This is a genomic window from Cryobacterium lyxosi (assembly GCF_004403345.1).
In the GTDB taxonomy this organism is placed as follows: Bacteria; Actinomycetota; Actinomycetes; order Actinomycetales; family Microbacteriaceae; genus Cryobacterium; species Cryobacterium lyxosi.
This window is the reverse complement of record NZ_SOGT01000014.1, coordinates 107,294-122,776: the sequence shown is the minus strand read 5'-3', so window position 1 is coordinate 122,776 and position 15,483 is coordinate 107,294. Positions and strand designations below refer to the sequence as shown.

Sequence of the window (15,483 nt, the reverse complement as noted above, 5' to 3'; positions counted from 1 at the left end):
ATGAAATTTCTCGACTACGCCCCCGCCCCCGAATCGACGGCACTGCTGGGCCTCAAAAGCGACTACGGCCTGTTCATCAACGGCGCGTTCACCGCCGGTCGCGGAACCCCGTTTCACACAATCAACCCGGCCACCGAACAGCAGATCGCGATGATCGCCACCGCCAACGAAACGGATGTCGACGATGCCGTTTCGGCCGCCCGCCACGCCTACGACGGCGTCTGGTCCCGCCTCTCCGGCAGCGACCGGGGTAAGTACCTGTTTCGCATCGCTCGACTCGTGCAGGAACGCGCCCGCGAACTGGCCGTCGCGGAAACACTCGACAACGGCAAGCCGATCAAGGAAACCCGCGACGTCGACATTCCCCTCGTCGCCGCCTGGTTCTTCTACTACGCCGGCTGGGCAGACAAGCTCGACCACGCCGGAGTGGGACCCAACCCGGCGTCTCTCGGCGTCGCCGCTCAGGTCATCCCGTGGAATTTCCCGCTCATGATGCTGGCCTGGAAGATCGCCCCGGCGCTTGCCGCTGGCAACACCGTCGTGCTCAAGCCCGCCGAAACGACCTCCCTCACCGCGCTGCTGTTCGCCGAGATCCTGCAGCAGGCCGACCTGCCGGCCGGTGTCGTGAACATCATCACCGGCGACGGAAGTACGGGAGCGACTCTCGTCAACCACCCAGGCGTCAACAAGGTCGCGTTCACCGGTTCGACCTCGGTCGGTCGGGCGATTGCCCGTTCGATCGCTGGAACCGACAAAAAGCTCAGCCTCGAACTCGGCGGCAAAGGCGCCAACATTGTTTTCGATGACGCCCCGATCGATCAGGCCGTTGAGGGAATCGTGCGCGGCATCTTCTTCAATCAGGGCCATGTCTGCTGCGCCGGCAGTCGCCTGCTCGTGCAGGAAAGCATCCACGACGACGTCATCGACCGGCTCAAGCGCCGCATGCAGACGCTGCGGTTGGGTGACCCGCTCGATAAGAACACCGACATCGGCGCCATCAACAGCGCCGAACAGCTCGCGCGCATTCGGGAACTGTCCGATCTGGGCGAGCAGGAGGGCGCCGAACGTTGGAGCGCCGACTGCGAAATTCCGACGAACGGTTTCTGGTTTTCGCCAACCATCTTCACCAACGTGTCTACCAGCCACCGCATCGCCCGCGACGAGATCTTCGGACCGGTGCTCTCCGTGCTCACCTTCCGTACCCCGGCCGAGGCCGTCGCAAAGGCCAATAACACCCCCTACGGTCTTTCCGCCGGAATCTGGAGCGACAAGGGCAGCCGCATCCTCGCCGTCGCCGACAAACTGCGTGCCGGCGTGGTTTGGGCGAACACCTTCAACCAGTTCGACCCGTCGAGCCCCTTCGGCGGCTACAAGGAAAGCGGCTATGGCCGCGAAGGCGGCCGCCACGGCCTCGCTGCTTATCTGAAACCCGCCGTGCGCAGCGGCTCGCGGTCGATCGCCGCCGCCAACCAGCAAACACCGTCCGTTTCCAAGAAGTCCGCATCCGCCGGCAAGAAGTCCGCATCCGCAGAGAAGGCCGCCAAGTGAACCGCCTCGCCATTCCTAAAACATACAAGCTCTACATCGGCGGCAAGTTTCCGCGCAGCGAATCCGGCCGCGTCTATGAGGTGCTCTCACACACAGGCGACTTTCTCGCCAATGCGGCCAAGGGCAGCCGCAAGGATGCCCGTGATGCGGTCGTCGCCGCCCGGAGCGCCCTCGGTGGGTGGGCCGGCGCCACGGCCTACAACCGCGGCCAGGTGCTGTATCGCATCGCCGAACTGCTCGAGGGCCGCCGGAACCAGTTCATCGACGAGATCGTGAACTGCGAGGGCGTCAACGCCGCCGTCGCCAGCGCTCAGGTCGACGAGGCTATCGATCGCTGGGTCTGGTACGCCGGCTGGGCCGACAAATACGTGCAGGTGGCCGGCAACGCCAACCCGGTATCCGGCCCGTTCTTCAACATTTCCGTACCAGAACCGACGGGTGTCGTCGCGATCATCGCGCCGCAGGGCACCGAATCGCTGCTCGGCCTGGTCAGCGCGATCGCGCCAGCCCTCGTCGCCGGCAACGCCGTCGTCGTCGTCGCCAACGAGCACGCTCCGCTGTCGGCGATCAGCCTGGGCGAAGTGCTCGCCACGAGCGACGTGCCCGGCGGTGTCGTCAACATCGTGACCGGTTCGCCGGCCGAGATCGCGCCCTGGCTGGCCACCCACGCCGACGTCAACGCCCTCGACCTCGTCGGTGCTGGCAACCTGAACTGGGTGGAGCTGCAGATCAGCGCCGCCGACACGCTCAAGCGGGTGCTCCCGCCCGAGGCGGGAGCGGATGCCGCCACACCGGCGCTGAATCGCATCCTCGCCTTCACCGAACTGAAAACGGTCTGGCACACCAAGGCTATTCTCTGAATCGACAGCGTGGGAGGACACTCAGCCGAGGGCCAAGAGAACGGGATAAGCTCCGCCGCATGACTCTACGCAGAGCACTTGTCACCGGCGCCACGGGCTACATCGGCGGCCGTCTCGTACCAAAACTCCTGGAAGCCGGCTTCACGGTGCGAGTACTCGTACGCACCCCGTCCAAACTGCGGGATGTGCCCTGGGTCGACCAGGTGGAGGTCGTGCGGGGTGACCTGGGTGACCTGAACTCGGTGCAACGCGCCTGCGCCGACATCGACGTGCTCTACTACCTCGTGCACTCGATGGGCGCGGCCGGTGACTTTGAGAAAACCGAGCAACTGGCCGCCGAAAACGTTGCCCATGCTGCTGCCGAAGCCAACGTTCAGCGCATCGTCTACCTCGGCGGTCTGCACCCCGACACCGACACGCTCTCGGCCCACCTGCACTCCCGCAGGGAGGTTGGTCGCATCCTGCTCGATAGCGGGGTACCGACCATCGCGTTCCAGGCCGGCGTCGTCATCGGTTCCGGCTCGACCTCGTTCGAGATGATCCGCCACCTCACCGATGTGCTGCCGTACATGCCCGCGCCCAAGTGGGTACGCAACAAGATCCAGCCGATCGCCGTGCGCGACGTGCTCTACTACCTGCAGGCCGCGGCCGACCTGGCGCCCGACGTGAACCGCACCTTCGACATCGGCGGCCCCGACGTGCTGCGCTACGGCCAGATGATGAACGGCTACGCCCTCGAGGCTGGCCTCAAACAACGGGCGATCGCCGCGCTGCCCGTGCTGACCCCGTGGCTGGCCTCGCAGTGGGTGAACCTGGTCACGCCGATTCCGCGCAATCTCGCCATTCCCATTATCGCCTCGCTGCAATACGACTGCGTCGTGCATGAGAGCGACATCGACGAGTACATCCCCAAGCCGGACGTCGGGCTCACCGGCTATCGACGGGCGGTGCGCCTCGCGCTTGGCCGTATGCGTAACGGTGACGTCGAGACCAGCTGGCGTAACTCCTCGATCGAGGGCGCGTCGAGCAACCCGCTGCCAAGTGACCCGGACTGGTCCGGCCACGCTTTCTACACCGACCTGCGTGAGAAGTCCACACCCGCTGCTCCGGCCGCGCTCTGGCGGGTCATTGAGAGCATTGGCGGCGAAAACGGCTGGTACTCCTTTCCGCTCGCCTGGGCAGTGCGCGGCCTGATGGACAAGGCGGTGGGCGGTGTAGGACTGCGCCGAGGTCGCCGCAACCCCGACCACCTGCACACGGGTGAGGTACTCGATTTCTGGCGAGTCGAGCAGATCGACCACGGTAGCTTCCTGCGGTTGCGCGCCGAGATGCGGGTTCCCGGGCGGGCCTGGCTTGAAATGAGCGTCACCCCGACGGATGCCGGTGGCTCTGTCTACCGGCAGCGCGCGGTGTTCTTTCCCCGCGGCCTCGGCGGCCGGCTGTATTGGACGGCGATCCTGCCGTTCCACGGGATCATCTTCGAGGGAATGGCCACCCGCATCACGGCGACGGCTGCGGCGGAACGCCAAGTCGAGGGGGAACATTCGCTCGGGGCGGTGTCGCGCTCTGACAACTTCTGATTCGGGGGTAGAACGTGCGTATACTCTGAGAATTCTGGCCACTCGACCCGGTTCGGGGCATGATGGATTACAAGTAGGAGGTCACTATGTCAGTTTCTCTCGCCTTCCTGGGTGACGGCCTCGTAGCGGGCGGTCAGTGGGATGAATGGTTACCCGGGAACGACGTGCACAATCTGGCCGTGAGCGGCAACTCTACCGACGAGGTGATCTTGCAACTTGCCCAGGTAATTGAAATGCGACCCGACGCCATCGTGATCGGGGTCGGGACCAATGATCTGGGCTGGCGCAGGTCCGACGAATATGTAGTACGCAACCTGGAAACCATCCTGTACACGCTGCGGCGCGCGCTGCCGGAAACCCGCATCATGGTGCAGTCGGTTTTACCCCGTGAACAAGCATTTGCCGCGACAATCCGCTCCATCAATCGGCATATCTGGCAGTACGCTCCCACCCAGCACGTGCAATACCTCGACCTCTGGCCAGCCCTCGCGCTGCCTGACGGCGAACTCGATCCCGCTCTGGGCATCGACCGCCTGCACCTGAACCCAGCCGGTTACGCGGCCTGGCTGGCCGAGTTGAAGCCGGGCTTGGAGATGTTGTTCGAGCGCCCGCCGTCAACGACGTCGATTCCCATCCAGCACGCCTGAGGGCGAAGCGTGCCGGGGCTGGGGAGTGGCCCCTGAGCTCGGTAGAATACAGTCATGCCTTGCTCCATCCACCCCGCACGTATCCTGACTCTCGGTCCTGGTGCATCCTCCACGGCCACGGCCACGGCCACGACCGCATCACGCGTGACGACCTCCTTGAGTTCCGTCCACGGTTTCTCTCGCGGCTGCGCCAGCGTCTGATGGGCACTCCAGCCGCACCGACATTCACCCGCTCGGCTCTCGCGCCGGGTCTTTTGGGAGCCATCGTTCTGCTCGCGGGACTCGCGCTTTTGGACAGTGAGAGTTTCATCATCATCCGTTACGCGGTCAGTATTCTCGCCCTCATTCTCTGCGTCTTCGTGATTCAGGCGCGTTCCTGGTACTGGCTGGTCGGTCTCGTTCCGATGGCCGTCCTATGGAACCCGGTCGTGCTTTTTGACCTCAGCGGTCAGGGGTGGGTTTCGGCGCAATTCATCGGCGCGATCATTTTCATCGCGGTCGGTCTGCGCACCAAAGTTCCGGTACATAAGGACTGAACGTCGGGCGTAGACTACTATCGCGTTGAGAGAACCCGGTCTGGTCTCTGCTGTGCACTGGTAGCCGGTGGAAGTTTCCGTACACTCAATGTTTTGACATCGTTGATTTGACGGCACCGGCGTTGCGATAGCATTCGCCTGGCCTTGGGTCTGGCGTCAGATCGCGACCCGTGCCGCGTTTCGTGAATCGCATGTTTCCGAACACGATAAAACGATTTTGCGCACATGCAGCGTTCCGGTAATACCAGAATGACCGTGACCGGCACGCTCGGACAGATACAGCCGGTACCCGTACCGTGCTGCTTCGAAGTGGAGAACAATGGCTTATACCCGCACCGATGCCTCGGGCAGCCGGAACAATCCCGGTCGTAACGGACTCACCCGCAATCGGGCTCATCCGCGCTCCCGCGACGACGACGCCCCGATCATTCCGATTCTCGCTCGCAAGGTGCGCGAGGTCGAGGCCAAGGCGCAGTCCGGTACCAAGCTCGGCCCGACCAATCGCACGAAATACCAGGTCATCGCCCTGTTGATGCGTGAAGAACGGGCCAGGGTCAAAGGCGACAAGGAACTCTCCGACGCGAACCGAGCAGAGTTGCTCAAACGCCTCGACGGGATCGCGCAAATTCTGGCCAAGACTGCCGCCAGGGACACAAGCCTGATCACGCTGCTCGAACCCGATGCCGGCGTCTCCACCGTCGCCCAGCGGTTTCGGCGTGATTGGCTGCTCGAATCCGGTGCCGAGCTCAGCCCCGACGAACTCATCATCACCCGCGAGCCCGAGGCGGCACCGGTCGTGCTGCAGAACCAGGTCATCCCCCAGTCGGTGAAAGCCAGGCAGCTCGCCAACCCGTTCCTCGCCCCCGACTTCAGCGCCGCAGCACAGCCGATCGTGCACCCGCGTCGGCTCGCCAACTGGGAGCTGCTCGGCCCGCTGTTCAAATCATTCGAGTACGGTTCAGGCGGACAGGCGGCCAGCATGGACATGCCGGAGGCACCTGGCCGTGACCGGCTCTCGCCGGGCGGCATGGAACTCATGCGGCATCAAGCCCGCTTCATCGAGAGCGCACGGCTCGGGCACCGCAGTTACCTGCTCGCCGACGAGCCGGGCCTCGGCAAGACCGCGCAGAGCCTGCTGGCGGCATCCGTTGCCAACGCCTACCCGCTTCTGGCCATTGTGCCCAACGTGGTGAAGATGAACTGGGCGCGTGAAGTGGAGCTGTGGACGCCGAACCGGCGGGCAACGGTCATTCACGGCGACGGCGACAGCCTCGACGCTTTCGCCGATGTGGTGGTGGTGAACTACGACGTTCTCGACCGGCACCTGGCCTGGCTCGGTACGCTCGGGTTCAAGGGAATGGTTGTCGACGAGGCGCACTTCATCAAGAATCTGTCGTCCCAGCGGTCCAAGCACGTGCTCTCGCTCGCGGACCAGATTCGCCGCCGAACCCCGGGCGGTAACCCGCTGCTGATGGCACTCACCGGAACCCCACTCATCAACGACGTCGATGATTTTCGTGCCATCTGGCAGTTCCTCGGTTGGATCGACGGCGACAAACCGGCCCCTGCGCTGCTGAAACGCCTGGAAGAGACCGGCCTGACCCCGGCCGACATGGGCTTCTACAAGGAAGCCCGTGCTGCCGTCATCGACATGGGCATCGTGCGTCGCCGTAAGGTCGACGTAGCCGCCGATCTGCCGGCCAAGCGCATCGCCGACCTGCCGGTGGAACTCGATGACGACCTCGGTCGATCGATCCGCCAGGCCGAACGCGAACTGGGTGCCCGATTGGTCACCCGGTACCACGCGCTCGTGGCTGCCAGGCATGCCAGCTCGGGCGGCCCGGCCGTTCCCGACGAAGACCAGCGGGATGCGTACGTTCGCGCCATCGCCCACGCCGAACTCGAAGATTCCAAAGGCCAGACCACCGGGGAAAACGTGTTCACGATGGTGCGCAAGATCGGCCAGGCCAAGGCCGGGTTGGCGGCGGACTACGCCGCGCAACTGGCGCGCTCGGTGGGCAAGGTGGTGTTCTTCGCCAAGCACATCGATGTCATGGACACGGCAGAGGAGATCTTCGCCAAGCGCGACCTGAAAACGGTGTCGTTGCGCGGGGATCAGAGTGCAGTGGCCCGCCAGGCTGCGATCGACTCCTTCAACAACGATCCCGATGTCGCCATCGCGGTGTGCTCGCTGACCGCGGCCGGGGTCGGCGTCAACCTGCAGGCCGCGTCGCACGTGGTGCTGGCCGAACTGAGCTGGACCGCCGCCGAGCAGACCCAGGCTATCGACCGGGTGCACCGCATCGGTCAGGATGAACCGGTCACCGCTTGGCGCATCATCGCAGCGCACACCATCGACGCACGCATTGCCGACCTGATCGGCAGTAAAGAGGGTCTTGCAGCTCGCGCCCTCGATGGTTCCCAAGCGGAGTACTCGACCACCGAATCGGTTCAGGCGAGTGCTCTCATCTACCTGCTCACCCAAGCCCTCGACGGAAAGCTGTAGATCGTATGAAGATCGGTATTCTCACCAGCGGCGGCGATTGCCCCGGACTCAACGCGGTTATTCGCGGCGCAGTGCTCAAGGGTGTGCGCACGCACGACTTTGAGTTCGTCGGAATTCGCAATGGTTGGCGCGGACTCGTGCAGAACGAGTTCATGCCCCTCGACCGCCACAGTGTGCGCGGCCTGTCCCGTCAGGGTGGAACCATCCTCGGCAGTTCCCGCACCAACCCGTTTGAGGGTGAGAATGGCGGTCCGGAGAATATCCAGCGCACTCTCGACGCAAAGGGTATCGATGCTGTGATCGCCATCGGCGGGGAGGGCACGCTGACCGCCGCGCACCGCCTCACCGAGGCCGGCCTCAACATTGTCGGGGTTCCGAAAACCATCGACAACGACCTCGAGGCCACCGATTATTCTTTCGGTTTCAACACCGCTGTCGAAATCGCCACCGAGGCGATCGACCGTTTGCGCACCACCGCCGAGTCCCACGGCCGCTGCATGGTTGTTGAAGTCATGGGACGCCACGTCGGCTGGATCGCGCTGCACTCCGGGATGGCCGGTGGCGCCCACGCCATTCTCATTCCCGAGCAGCCCAAGTCGATCGCACAGATCTGCGAGTGGGTGGAGCGTGTGCGTGACCGTGGCCGCGCCCCGGTCATCGTTGTTTCGGAGGGCTTTTTGCTCGCAGGCATGGAGGAGGCGCACTCGACCAAGGGGCTCGACGCTTTTCACCGTCCCCGTCTCGGCGGAATCAGCGAGATTATCGCCCCGCTCATCGAGGAACATACCGGCATCGAAAGCCGGGCAACGGTGCTGGGCCACACCCAGCGTGGCGGGGCACCATCGGCCTACGACCGAGTGCTCGCCACGCGGCTCGGAATGGCAGCGGTCGACGCGATCCACAACGAGCAGTGGGGTTCCATGGTGTCCCTGCGCGGCACCGAGATCGATGTCGTGAGCATCGCCTCGGCCACCATCGGCCTCAAGCGGGTCCCACCGGCCCGCTACGACGAGGCGTCTGTACTGTTCGGCTAGGCCGGCGTACTGTTCGGCTGGGCCGGGTCGAGCGGGGCGGTCAGGCCAGTTTGGCCTGCACCTGGGCCAGCGAGGGATTGGTCGCAGCCGATCCGTCGGGGTAGAGAATGGTCGGTACCGTCTGGTTGCCGTTGTTGAGGCTCATCACCAGCTCCGGCGTACCGTCAACCCGCTCAATGTTGACCTCGGTGTAGCCGATCCCGGCGCTGTCGAGTTGCTTCTTCAATCGTTTGCAGTAACCGCACCAATCGGTCGTGAACATGGTGATGGTTCCGGTAGCGGGTACAAAGTTCATATACGCAGCCTATCCGCACTGCCTTAGAGTCCACTCCGTGCGCACGGCTTTGAGCGAGCATTAAGATAAATCAATGACTTTGCCCCAGGTGTGCGTGTGCTACCTCACTCGACTATCTCCCGAAGGTGATCGGCAGGTACTGCTGGGGCGCAAGAAGAAAGGCCTCGGCGTGGGCAACATAGTCGGCGTCGGCGGCAAACTCGAAATCGGTGAGAGCGCAGTGGATGCGGCCGTTCGCGAAATCGAGGAGGAATCCGGACTCGTGGTGGCGGCATCCGCTCTGACCGAACTCGGGTTTCTCACATATCTGTTCCCGCACCGCGAAGAGTGGAGCCAGGAGTCGACCGTGTTCGTCTGCGACGAGTGGTCGGGAACTCCGCGGGAATCGAACGAGCTGAACCCGGTATGGTTCGACATTGCGAGCCTGCCCGTCGATGAGATGTGGGACGATGCCCGGCATTGGCTGCCGGGAGTCCTAGCCGGAATCCCGGTGCGTGCCACGTTCACCTTCGGCCGTGACCTGGAAACCGTCGTGTCTCGTGCCTGAATTCAGCTGGAACCAGATCACCTGATCACCTGATCACCTGATCACCTGATTGATGGGCCTGCCGTCGAGCCCGAGCCAGGCGCTGTTCGGTGGACTGATTGGCGCCACGATCATCGGCGTCCGCGCCCACAGGCCAGACCGGCACGTTCATCCGCTCGTCGCGCGGGGCGGGTCAGGCGGTTTTGCGCACTCGGCCGAGCCAGGTCATCAGGTGGTAGATCACGATGGCCGCTACCGTTCCGAGCGCGATGCCGTTGAAGCTGAGTGTTCCGGCGTTGAGTGTGAAGTCGGCGATACCGATAATGAGCGCGGTCGCGGCGGTGAACTGGTTCACCGGCTTGGAGAAGTCCACCTTATTGTCGAACCAGATCTTGACGCCGATGACGCCGATCAGGCCGTAGAGCGCGGTGGTGACACCGCCGAGCACGCCATCGGGGATCGTGAAGATGATCGCACCGACCTTGGGGGAGAGGCCGAGCAGAATAGCGACGATTCCGGCGACCCAGTAGGCCGCCGTGGAGTAAATGCGGGTCGCCGCCATGACACCGATGTTTTCGCCGTAAGTGGTGGTTCCGCTGCCGCCGCCAACACCGGCGAGCATGGTGGCCAGACCGTCAGCGAGCAGGGCCCGTCCGGTGAGTCGGTTCACCTTGGCATCCGTCATCTGGGCCACACCTTTGATGTGGCCGACGTTCTCGGCGATGAGCACGAGCACGACGGGAAGAAAAGCGGGCAGCACCCCGAACACGGCCGCCGGGTTCTCGAAGGGGTTGGCCGGCGCGGTGAACGGAGGCAGGCCGATCCAGGCAGCGTCCGCCACGCGGCTGAAGTCCACCTCACCGAAGAAGATCGCAGCTACGTAGCCCACGAGCACGCCGAGAAAGATTGAGAGCCTGCCGAGGATGCCGCGAAACAGCACGGTGCACAGAATCACCGCGACGAGCGTGATGAGCGCGGTGAGCGGTGCCTTGTCGAAATTGGCCTTCGCTACCGGGGCCAGGTTGAAGCCGATGAGGGCCACGATCGCGCCCGACACGATCGGCGGCATCAGCCGGTCGATCCAGCCGGTACCGGTGAGCTGCACGATGACGCCGACCAGGGCGAGCAGCACCCCGACGGCCATGATGCCGAACAGGGCGCTGCCCATGCCGGCCGACGCCGTTGCCGCGGTGATCGGCGCGATGAACGCAAACGACGACCCGAGGTAGCTGGGCAGTTTATTGCCGGTGATCAGGAGAAACAGCAGGGTGCCAATGCCGGAGAACAGCAGGGTCGTGCTCGGCGGGAATCCGGTGAGCAGGGGCACCAGAAAGGTAGCGCCGAACATGGCAACGACATGCTGCGAGCCGATGCCGATGGTCAATGGCCAGCTCAGTCGTTCGCCAGGGCCGACGACCGCCTGCGCCTCGACGGTTTTTCCATCACCGTGCAGTGTCCAGGGCAGTGCCATTCGCGTTCTCGTTTCGTCTGGTGCGGTATCTGTGTCGAGCGTAGTCGCAGCCGGTCAGTACCGCGGAATAGACTCGATTCCATGAGCCAGCTCGCTGATCCGACCACCAGGCAGGGTCTCGAAGTGCGGGTGTCGGGCGGTTTGCTCCGAGGAGTTCGTGAACGCGGCGTGGTGGCCTGGCGCGGCATCCCCTACGCGGCCGCTCCGGTGGGCGATCTGCGCTTTCGTGCCCCGCAGCCGGCCGCGACCTGGCACGGTGTGCGTGACGCGAGCGTGTGGGGATTGATTGCTCCGCAGAGCCACAAGGGCCAGTTTCGCGGCGCCCACCCACGCATCCCGCAGGGGGAGGACTGCCTCAACCTCAACGTGATAGCACCCGACGAACGGATTCGCCCCGGCGCGCAGTTGCAAGACGCCCTCCGGCCGGTGATGGTGTTCATCCACGGCGGCGCCTACAGTGTCGGTTCCAGCCGCGAGGTGCCACGGCAGGGGGAGGGGCTCGTGCGGCGCGGCGGCATTGTCTACGTCAGCCTGAACTACCGGCTGGGCGCCCTCGGGTACCTGGACTTTTCTCGATTTGGTTCGCCAGAGCATCCGTTTGAGAGCAACCTCGGCCTGCGAGACCAGGTCGCGGCCCTGCAGTGGGTGCGAAACAACATTCACGCCTTCGGCGGTGATCCGAATGCGGTCACCCTGTTCGGCGAGTCGGCCGGCGGCAACGCGGTCACCACACTGATGACCGTGCCGAGCGCGTCGGGCCTGTTCCAGCGGGCGATCGCGCAGAGTGCGCCGCCGAACGCGGTCTACCCGAGTGACATCACTTCGCGCTGGGCTGGCGAGTTCGTGGACAGCCTCAGCGAAGCCCCGGGCCCCTACAGCACCGCCGACGCGGCCCGTCTATTGCTGGCCGCCGACCCGGCACTGCTCGCCGCCGCCACGACCGCGCTGACCCTGCGTACCCCCGATCAGGACCCGGGTACGATTCCGCTCTGCCCGGTCATCGACGGTGATTTTCTACCGGAGCGGCCGCTCGACGCTTTTCGGGATGGCCGTGCAGCGCGCATCCCGCTCATCATCGGCACGAACGCGCGTGAGGGCTCGCTGTTCAGCGGCCGCATCGATATTCTCGCCACGACGCCCGCGCGCATCCGCGCGATCTTTAAAAAGACCAAGAAGAAGGCTAAGAAGGCACTCAAAGCGCAGTATCCAGGTATTCCGGCGCTGCGGGCCGCGCTGGATTTCGGCGGTGATTACTCATTCTGGTATCCGAGCGTGAAGGTCGGGGAACGACACTCCCGGTACGCACCGGTGTACTTCTACCGTTTCGATGCCGCCCCACGGCTGCTGCGGCTGATGGGCCTTGATGCCACGCACGGTCTCGAACTCTTTCCGTTGTTCGATCGACTCGACGGCTGGTTCGGCCGCGGTATGACGGCGCTCGGTGGGCGTCGCACCTTTCAGGACATCGCAACACGGATGCAGGGCTGGTGGCTGTGCTTCGTGCACGGCGGGGTGCCATCGGCCGAGTGGCCGCTCTACGACGAAACCACGCGCGCGACGCTCATCATTGATCGGGACGACCAGGTCGAGTCGGACCCGCACCGGGAACGGCGCCTGGCCTGGGGACGGTTCGTGCCACACGTTTAAGGAGTGTGCTTGGCCTGGTCATAGACTAAGACCTTGCATTAAGAGCCACGGCACCGGGAGTACACCATTTCGAGCACTGAAACACCCACTACTGCGGCTTCGCGTGGCCTGAAAGCCCGCGTCGACGCGTACTTCGAGATCTCCAGCCGTGGCTCCACCTGGTCAAGAGAATTCCGTGGCGGAGTCGTCACCTTCGTGACGATGGCCTACATCGTTATCTTGAACCCGCTCATTCTCGGCGGGTTCAGCGCCGACCAGGCCGCCGTCGACGTCGAGGGTGGCTGGCTTCCCAACGAGCAGGTAGCCGCCGTCACGGCGCTGACTGCCGGAGTCATGACGATTCTGTTCGGCGTCATTGCCCGACTGCCCTACGGTTTCGCAGCCGGGCTCGGGATCAACTCGTTCCTCGCCGTGAGCGTCGTCGGCCAGGTCACCTGGGCCGAAGCGATGGGCCTTGTGGTCATCAATGGGCTCATCATCGTGCTGCTCGCCTCGACCGGCCTGCGCGAACTGATCTTCAACGCCATTCCCCGGCCTCTGAAAATCGCCATCACGGTAGGAATCGGCCTGTTTATCGCGTTCATCGGCCTGGTCGACTCCGGTTTCGTGCGGGCCAGTGGTGCAAACTCGCCGCCGGTGCAGCTCGGCGACGCTGGCTCGATCGCAACGTTGCCGACGGCGATTTTCGTGATCGGGCTCATCATCATGGGCGTCCTTGTGGCCCGTAGGGTGAAGGCTGCCCTGCTGATCGGCATCGTCGTCACGACCATCATTGCCGTCATTCTCGAGGCAATCTTCAGGGTGGGACCCTCGTTCGGTACCAACCCGGCCGGTTGGAACCTGAACGCGCCCGTGCTGCCGACGAGTGTGGTCGCCCTGCCCGACTTTGCACTGATCGGACAGGTGTCCTTCGGCGCGTTCGAGCGCATCGGCATGCTCGCCGCCGTGATGCTCGTCTTCACCCTCGTCTTCACGAACTTCTTCGACGCCATGGGCACCATGACCGGCCTGGCCAGTGAGGCCGGACTGGCTGACAAGGACGGAAAGTTCCCGCGGCTCAAATCCGCGCTCATCGTCGAGGGGATCGGAGCTGTCGCCGGTGGGGCGACGAGTGCCTCGTCGAACACCGTGTTCATCGAATCGGGCGCCGGCATCGGAGAGGGAGCCCGCACGGGCGTTGCCAACGTGGTCACCGGCATCCTTTTTCTGGCCGCCATGTTCTTCACCCCACTCACCCAGATCGTGCCGCTGGAAGTGGCTGCCGCCGCGCTCGTCATCGTCGGAGCACTCATGGTGTCGCAGATTCGGCACCTCGACTTCACCGAATTCTCCAGCACGCTGCCGATCTTTCTGACGATCATCGTGATGCCGCTGACCTACTCAATCGCCAACGGTATCGGTGCCGGGTTCGTCAGCTGGGTGCTCGTGCGCAGCCTCTCCGGCAAGGCACGTGAGATCAGTCCGCTGTTGTGGGTCGTCGCCGTCGGTTTCATACTTTTCTTCGTGCGTGGTCCGGTCGAGGCTCTGATCGGCTGAGTGATCGAAGGTATCGTCGGGGCGGGGACGCAGGTGCACGACGACGATTGGCCGTCGATCGACCCACAGCAGCCGCGAACGGATATCGCGTCGCAGCGCGACTAGATCTCGCGACTAGATCTCGCGACAGTGCGTCGTGAGCATGCCGATCTTGTCGATCGAGATGGTCACGGTCGACCCGTCGCGTAAAAAAATCGAAGGTTTACGGCTGTAGCCGGCGCCGCCTGGACTGCCGGTGGAGATCAGGGTTCCCGGCAGAAGAGTGGAGGTTGTGGACAAGTAGGAGATGATCTCCGCGACGGTGCGCACCATGTCACCGCTCGAAGCGTCCTGCAGAATACGGCCGTCGACGTGGGTGGTCAGCCACAGGTTCTGCGGGTCACCAATCTCATCGGCGGTGACGACGAGCGGGCCGGTCGGGGTGAAACCATCAAAGGATTTGCAGCGAGACCACTGTGCCTCTGAGAACTGCAGGTCGCGAGCGGTGATGTCGTTCACGACCGTGTACCCAAAGACATAGTCCAGGGCGTCGGCGACTGACACGTTGCGGGCCGGGCGGCCGATGATGACACCCAATTCGGCTTCGTAGTCGACCTGGGTGGTGAGGTCGCGCGGCCAGGTGATGGTCGAGCCGTGCCCGGTGAGCGAGTTGGGCCAGAGCGAGAACACGGTCGCCGCCGTTTCGAGGCGCAGGCTCAGCTCGGACGAGTGAGCGGCGTAATTGGCGCCGATTGCGATGATCTGCGGCGGTCTGAGCACCGCGGAAGAGTGTCGCAGTTCATCGACCGGGGTGAGTGCGGCGCCGTTGGAGGCGGCGTCGAGGCTGATCGCGCGGATGCGTTCGTACTCGGCGTCGCCCTGTTCGAGCAGGTCTTGCAGGTCACGCGGAGCGTCGTCAATGACGTCGTCCAGGAACAGCGCCGCATCGTCAAAGATCACGGCCAATCGGGGAACGGAGGAGCCGTCAACTCTCAAATGCGCAAATTTCACTCTCTTAGGCTAACGGGCGCGAACCCGGGGTGGCTTGTGGGGGGCTCCAACCCTCGGCTTGTCTGCTTGGAGGAAACGGGCGAAGGACTGCTGTGGCCCCGGCGCAGGTGCACTCCGGCGTAACTGCGCCACCGGGCCCGGTGGGCCCCGCGGGCGACGAGTGCATTCGGGGCAACGGTGAACCCGACGCGGCCAGCTCCCTCCCAAGGTCAGGTCGCTCGTCAACAATATGTCGGGGCTACCAATGAGCCTGTCACGCCTGGCCGGAAGGCGGTAGCGCAGACTCAAACACGGAGCGGCTCGATAG

General features: G+C 64.1%; 13 protein-coding genes. 10 read left to right on the top strand and 3 right to left on the bottom strand.

The window, feature by feature from the left end; genetic code table 11:
- From E3T27_RS13110 to E3T27_RS13080, 7 genes are all read left to right on the top strand, one after another.
- Complete coding sequence (locus E3T27_RS13110; RefSeq protein WP_134573254.1) at nucleotides 1–1,548, top strand: aldehyde dehydrogenase family protein; 1,548 nt, start codon at nucleotides 1–3, stop codon at nucleotides 1,546–1,548.
- Nucleotides 1,545–2,408, top strand: a complete 864-nt coding sequence (locus E3T27_RS13105; protein ID WP_134573252.1) for an aldehyde dehydrogenase family protein — start codon at nucleotides 1,545–1,547, stop codon at nucleotides 2,406–2,408. Before E3T27_RS13110 ends, E3T27_RS13105 begins: the two co-directional genes overlap by 4 nt.
- 59 nt (nucleotides 2,409–2,467) lie before the next feature.
- Nucleotides 2,468–3,988, top strand: coding sequence for an SDR family oxidoreductase (locus E3T27_RS13100; protein ID WP_104197043.1), 1,521 nt, complete (start codon nucleotides 2,468–2,470; stop codon nucleotides 3,986–3,988).
- Nucleotides 3,989–4,074: 86 nt separating this feature from the next.
- Nucleotides 4,075–4,635 (top strand): GDSL-type esterase/lipase family protein, encoded by a 561-nt coding sequence (locus E3T27_RS13095; RefSeq protein ID WP_104197042.1) that lies wholly within the window; start codon nucleotides 4,075–4,077, stop codon nucleotides 4,633–4,635.
- Between the two features lie 59 nt (nucleotides 4,636–4,694).
- Nucleotides 4,695–5,171 (top strand): DUF6804 family protein, encoded by a 477-nt coding sequence (locus E3T27_RS13090; RefSeq protein WP_241992248.1) that lies wholly within the window; start codon nucleotides 4,695–4,697, stop codon nucleotides 5,169–5,171.
- Nucleotides 5,172–5,490: 319 nt separating this feature from the next.
- A complete protein-coding gene (locus E3T27_RS13085; RefSeq protein WP_134573250.1) occupies nucleotides 5,491–7,677 on the top strand; it encodes a DEAD/DEAH box helicase in 2,187 nt (728 codons plus the stop codon).
- A 5-nt stretch (nucleotides 7,678–7,682) separates the two neighbouring features.
- A complete protein-coding gene (locus E3T27_RS13080; protein WP_134548636.1) occupies nucleotides 7,683–8,711 on the top strand; it encodes a 6-phosphofructokinase in 1,029 nt (342 codons plus the stop codon).
- 40 nt (nucleotides 8,712–8,751) lie between these two features.
- Here the strand turns inward: E3T27_RS13080 and E3T27_RS13075 are convergent, their stop codons facing one another.
- Nucleotides 8,752–9,006: a mycoredoxin gene (locus E3T27_RS13075; RefSeq protein ID WP_104197039.1), complete on the bottom strand. Its 255-nt coding sequence runs from the start codon at nucleotides 9,004–9,006 to the stop codon at nucleotides 8,752–8,754.
- Between the two features lie 73 nt (nucleotides 9,007–9,079).
- Here E3T27_RS13075 and E3T27_RS13070 point away from each other — a divergent pair, with 73 nt between their 5' ends.
- Complete coding sequence (locus E3T27_RS13070; protein WP_104197038.1) at nucleotides 9,080–9,553, top strand: 8-oxo-dGTP diphosphatase; 474 nt, start codon at nucleotides 9,080–9,082, stop codon at nucleotides 9,551–9,553.
- Nucleotides 9,554–9,725: 172 nt separating this feature from the next.
- Here the strand turns inward: E3T27_RS13070 and E3T27_RS13065 are convergent, their stop codons facing one another.
- Nucleotides 9,726–11,003, bottom strand: a complete 1,278-nt coding sequence (locus E3T27_RS13065) for a uracil-xanthine permease family protein (RefSeq protein WP_134573248.1) — start codon at nucleotides 11,001–11,003, stop codon at nucleotides 9,726–9,728.
- An 81-nt stretch (nucleotides 11,004–11,084) separates the two neighbouring features.
- Here E3T27_RS13065 and E3T27_RS13060 point away from each other — a divergent pair, with 81 nt between their 5' ends.
- Both E3T27_RS13060 and E3T27_RS13055 read left to right on the top strand, forming a co-directional pair.
- Complete coding sequence (locus tag E3T27_RS13060) at nucleotides 11,085–12,650, top strand: carboxylesterase/lipase family protein (RefSeq protein WP_134573246.1); 1,566 nt, start codon at nucleotides 11,085–11,087, stop codon at nucleotides 12,648–12,650.
- Between the two features lie 66 nt (nucleotides 12,651–12,716).
- Nucleotides 12,717–14,186, top strand: a complete 1,470-nt coding sequence (locus E3T27_RS13055) for an NCS2 family permease (RefSeq protein WP_134573245.1) — start codon at nucleotides 12,717–12,719, stop codon at nucleotides 14,184–14,186.
- Nucleotides 14,187–14,300: 114 nt separating this feature from the next.
- On the opposite strand, the gene E3T27_RS13050 is transcribed toward E3T27_RS13055, so the two are convergent.
- Complete coding sequence (locus E3T27_RS13050; RefSeq protein WP_134573243.1) at nucleotides 14,301–15,176, bottom strand: fumarylacetoacetate hydrolase family protein; 876 nt, start codon at nucleotides 15,174–15,176, stop codon at nucleotides 14,301–14,303.
- Between the last annotated feature and the right edge of the window lie 307 nt (nucleotides 15,177–15,483).

Coding starts and splice junctions, on each gene's coding strand:
- E3T27_RS13110 (WP_134573254.1), top strand. CDS start 1: ATGAAATTTCTCGACTACGCCCCCGCCCCCGAATCGACGGCACTGCTG.
- E3T27_RS13100 (WP_104197043.1), top strand. CDS start 2,468: ATGACTCTACGCAGAGCACTTGTCACCGGCGCCACGGGCTACATCGGC.
- E3T27_RS13095 (WP_104197042.1), top strand. CDS start 4,075: ATGTCAGTTTCTCTCGCCTTCCTGGGTGACGGCCTCGTAGCGGGCGGT.
- E3T27_RS13085 (WP_134573250.1), top strand. CDS start 5,491: ATGGCTTATACCCGCACCGATGCCTCGGGCAGCCGGAACAATCCCGGT.
- E3T27_RS13080 (WP_134548636.1), top strand. CDS start 7,683: ATGAAGATCGGTATTCTCACCAGCGGCGGCGATTGCCCCGGACTCAAC.
- E3T27_RS13075 (WP_104197039.1), bottom strand. CDS start 9,006: ATGAACTTTGTACCCGCTACCGGAACCATCACCATGTTCACGACCGAT.
- E3T27_RS13070 (WP_104197038.1), top strand. CDS start 9,080: ATGACTTTGCCCCAGGTGTGCGTGTGCTACCTCACTCGACTATCTCCC.
- E3T27_RS13065 (WP_134573248.1), bottom strand. CDS start 11,003: ATGGCACTGCCCTGGACACTGCACGGTGATGGAAAAACCGTCGAGGCG.
- E3T27_RS13060 (WP_134573246.1), top strand. CDS start 11,085: ATGAGCCAGCTCGCTGATCCGACCACCAGGCAGGGTCTCGAAGTGCGG.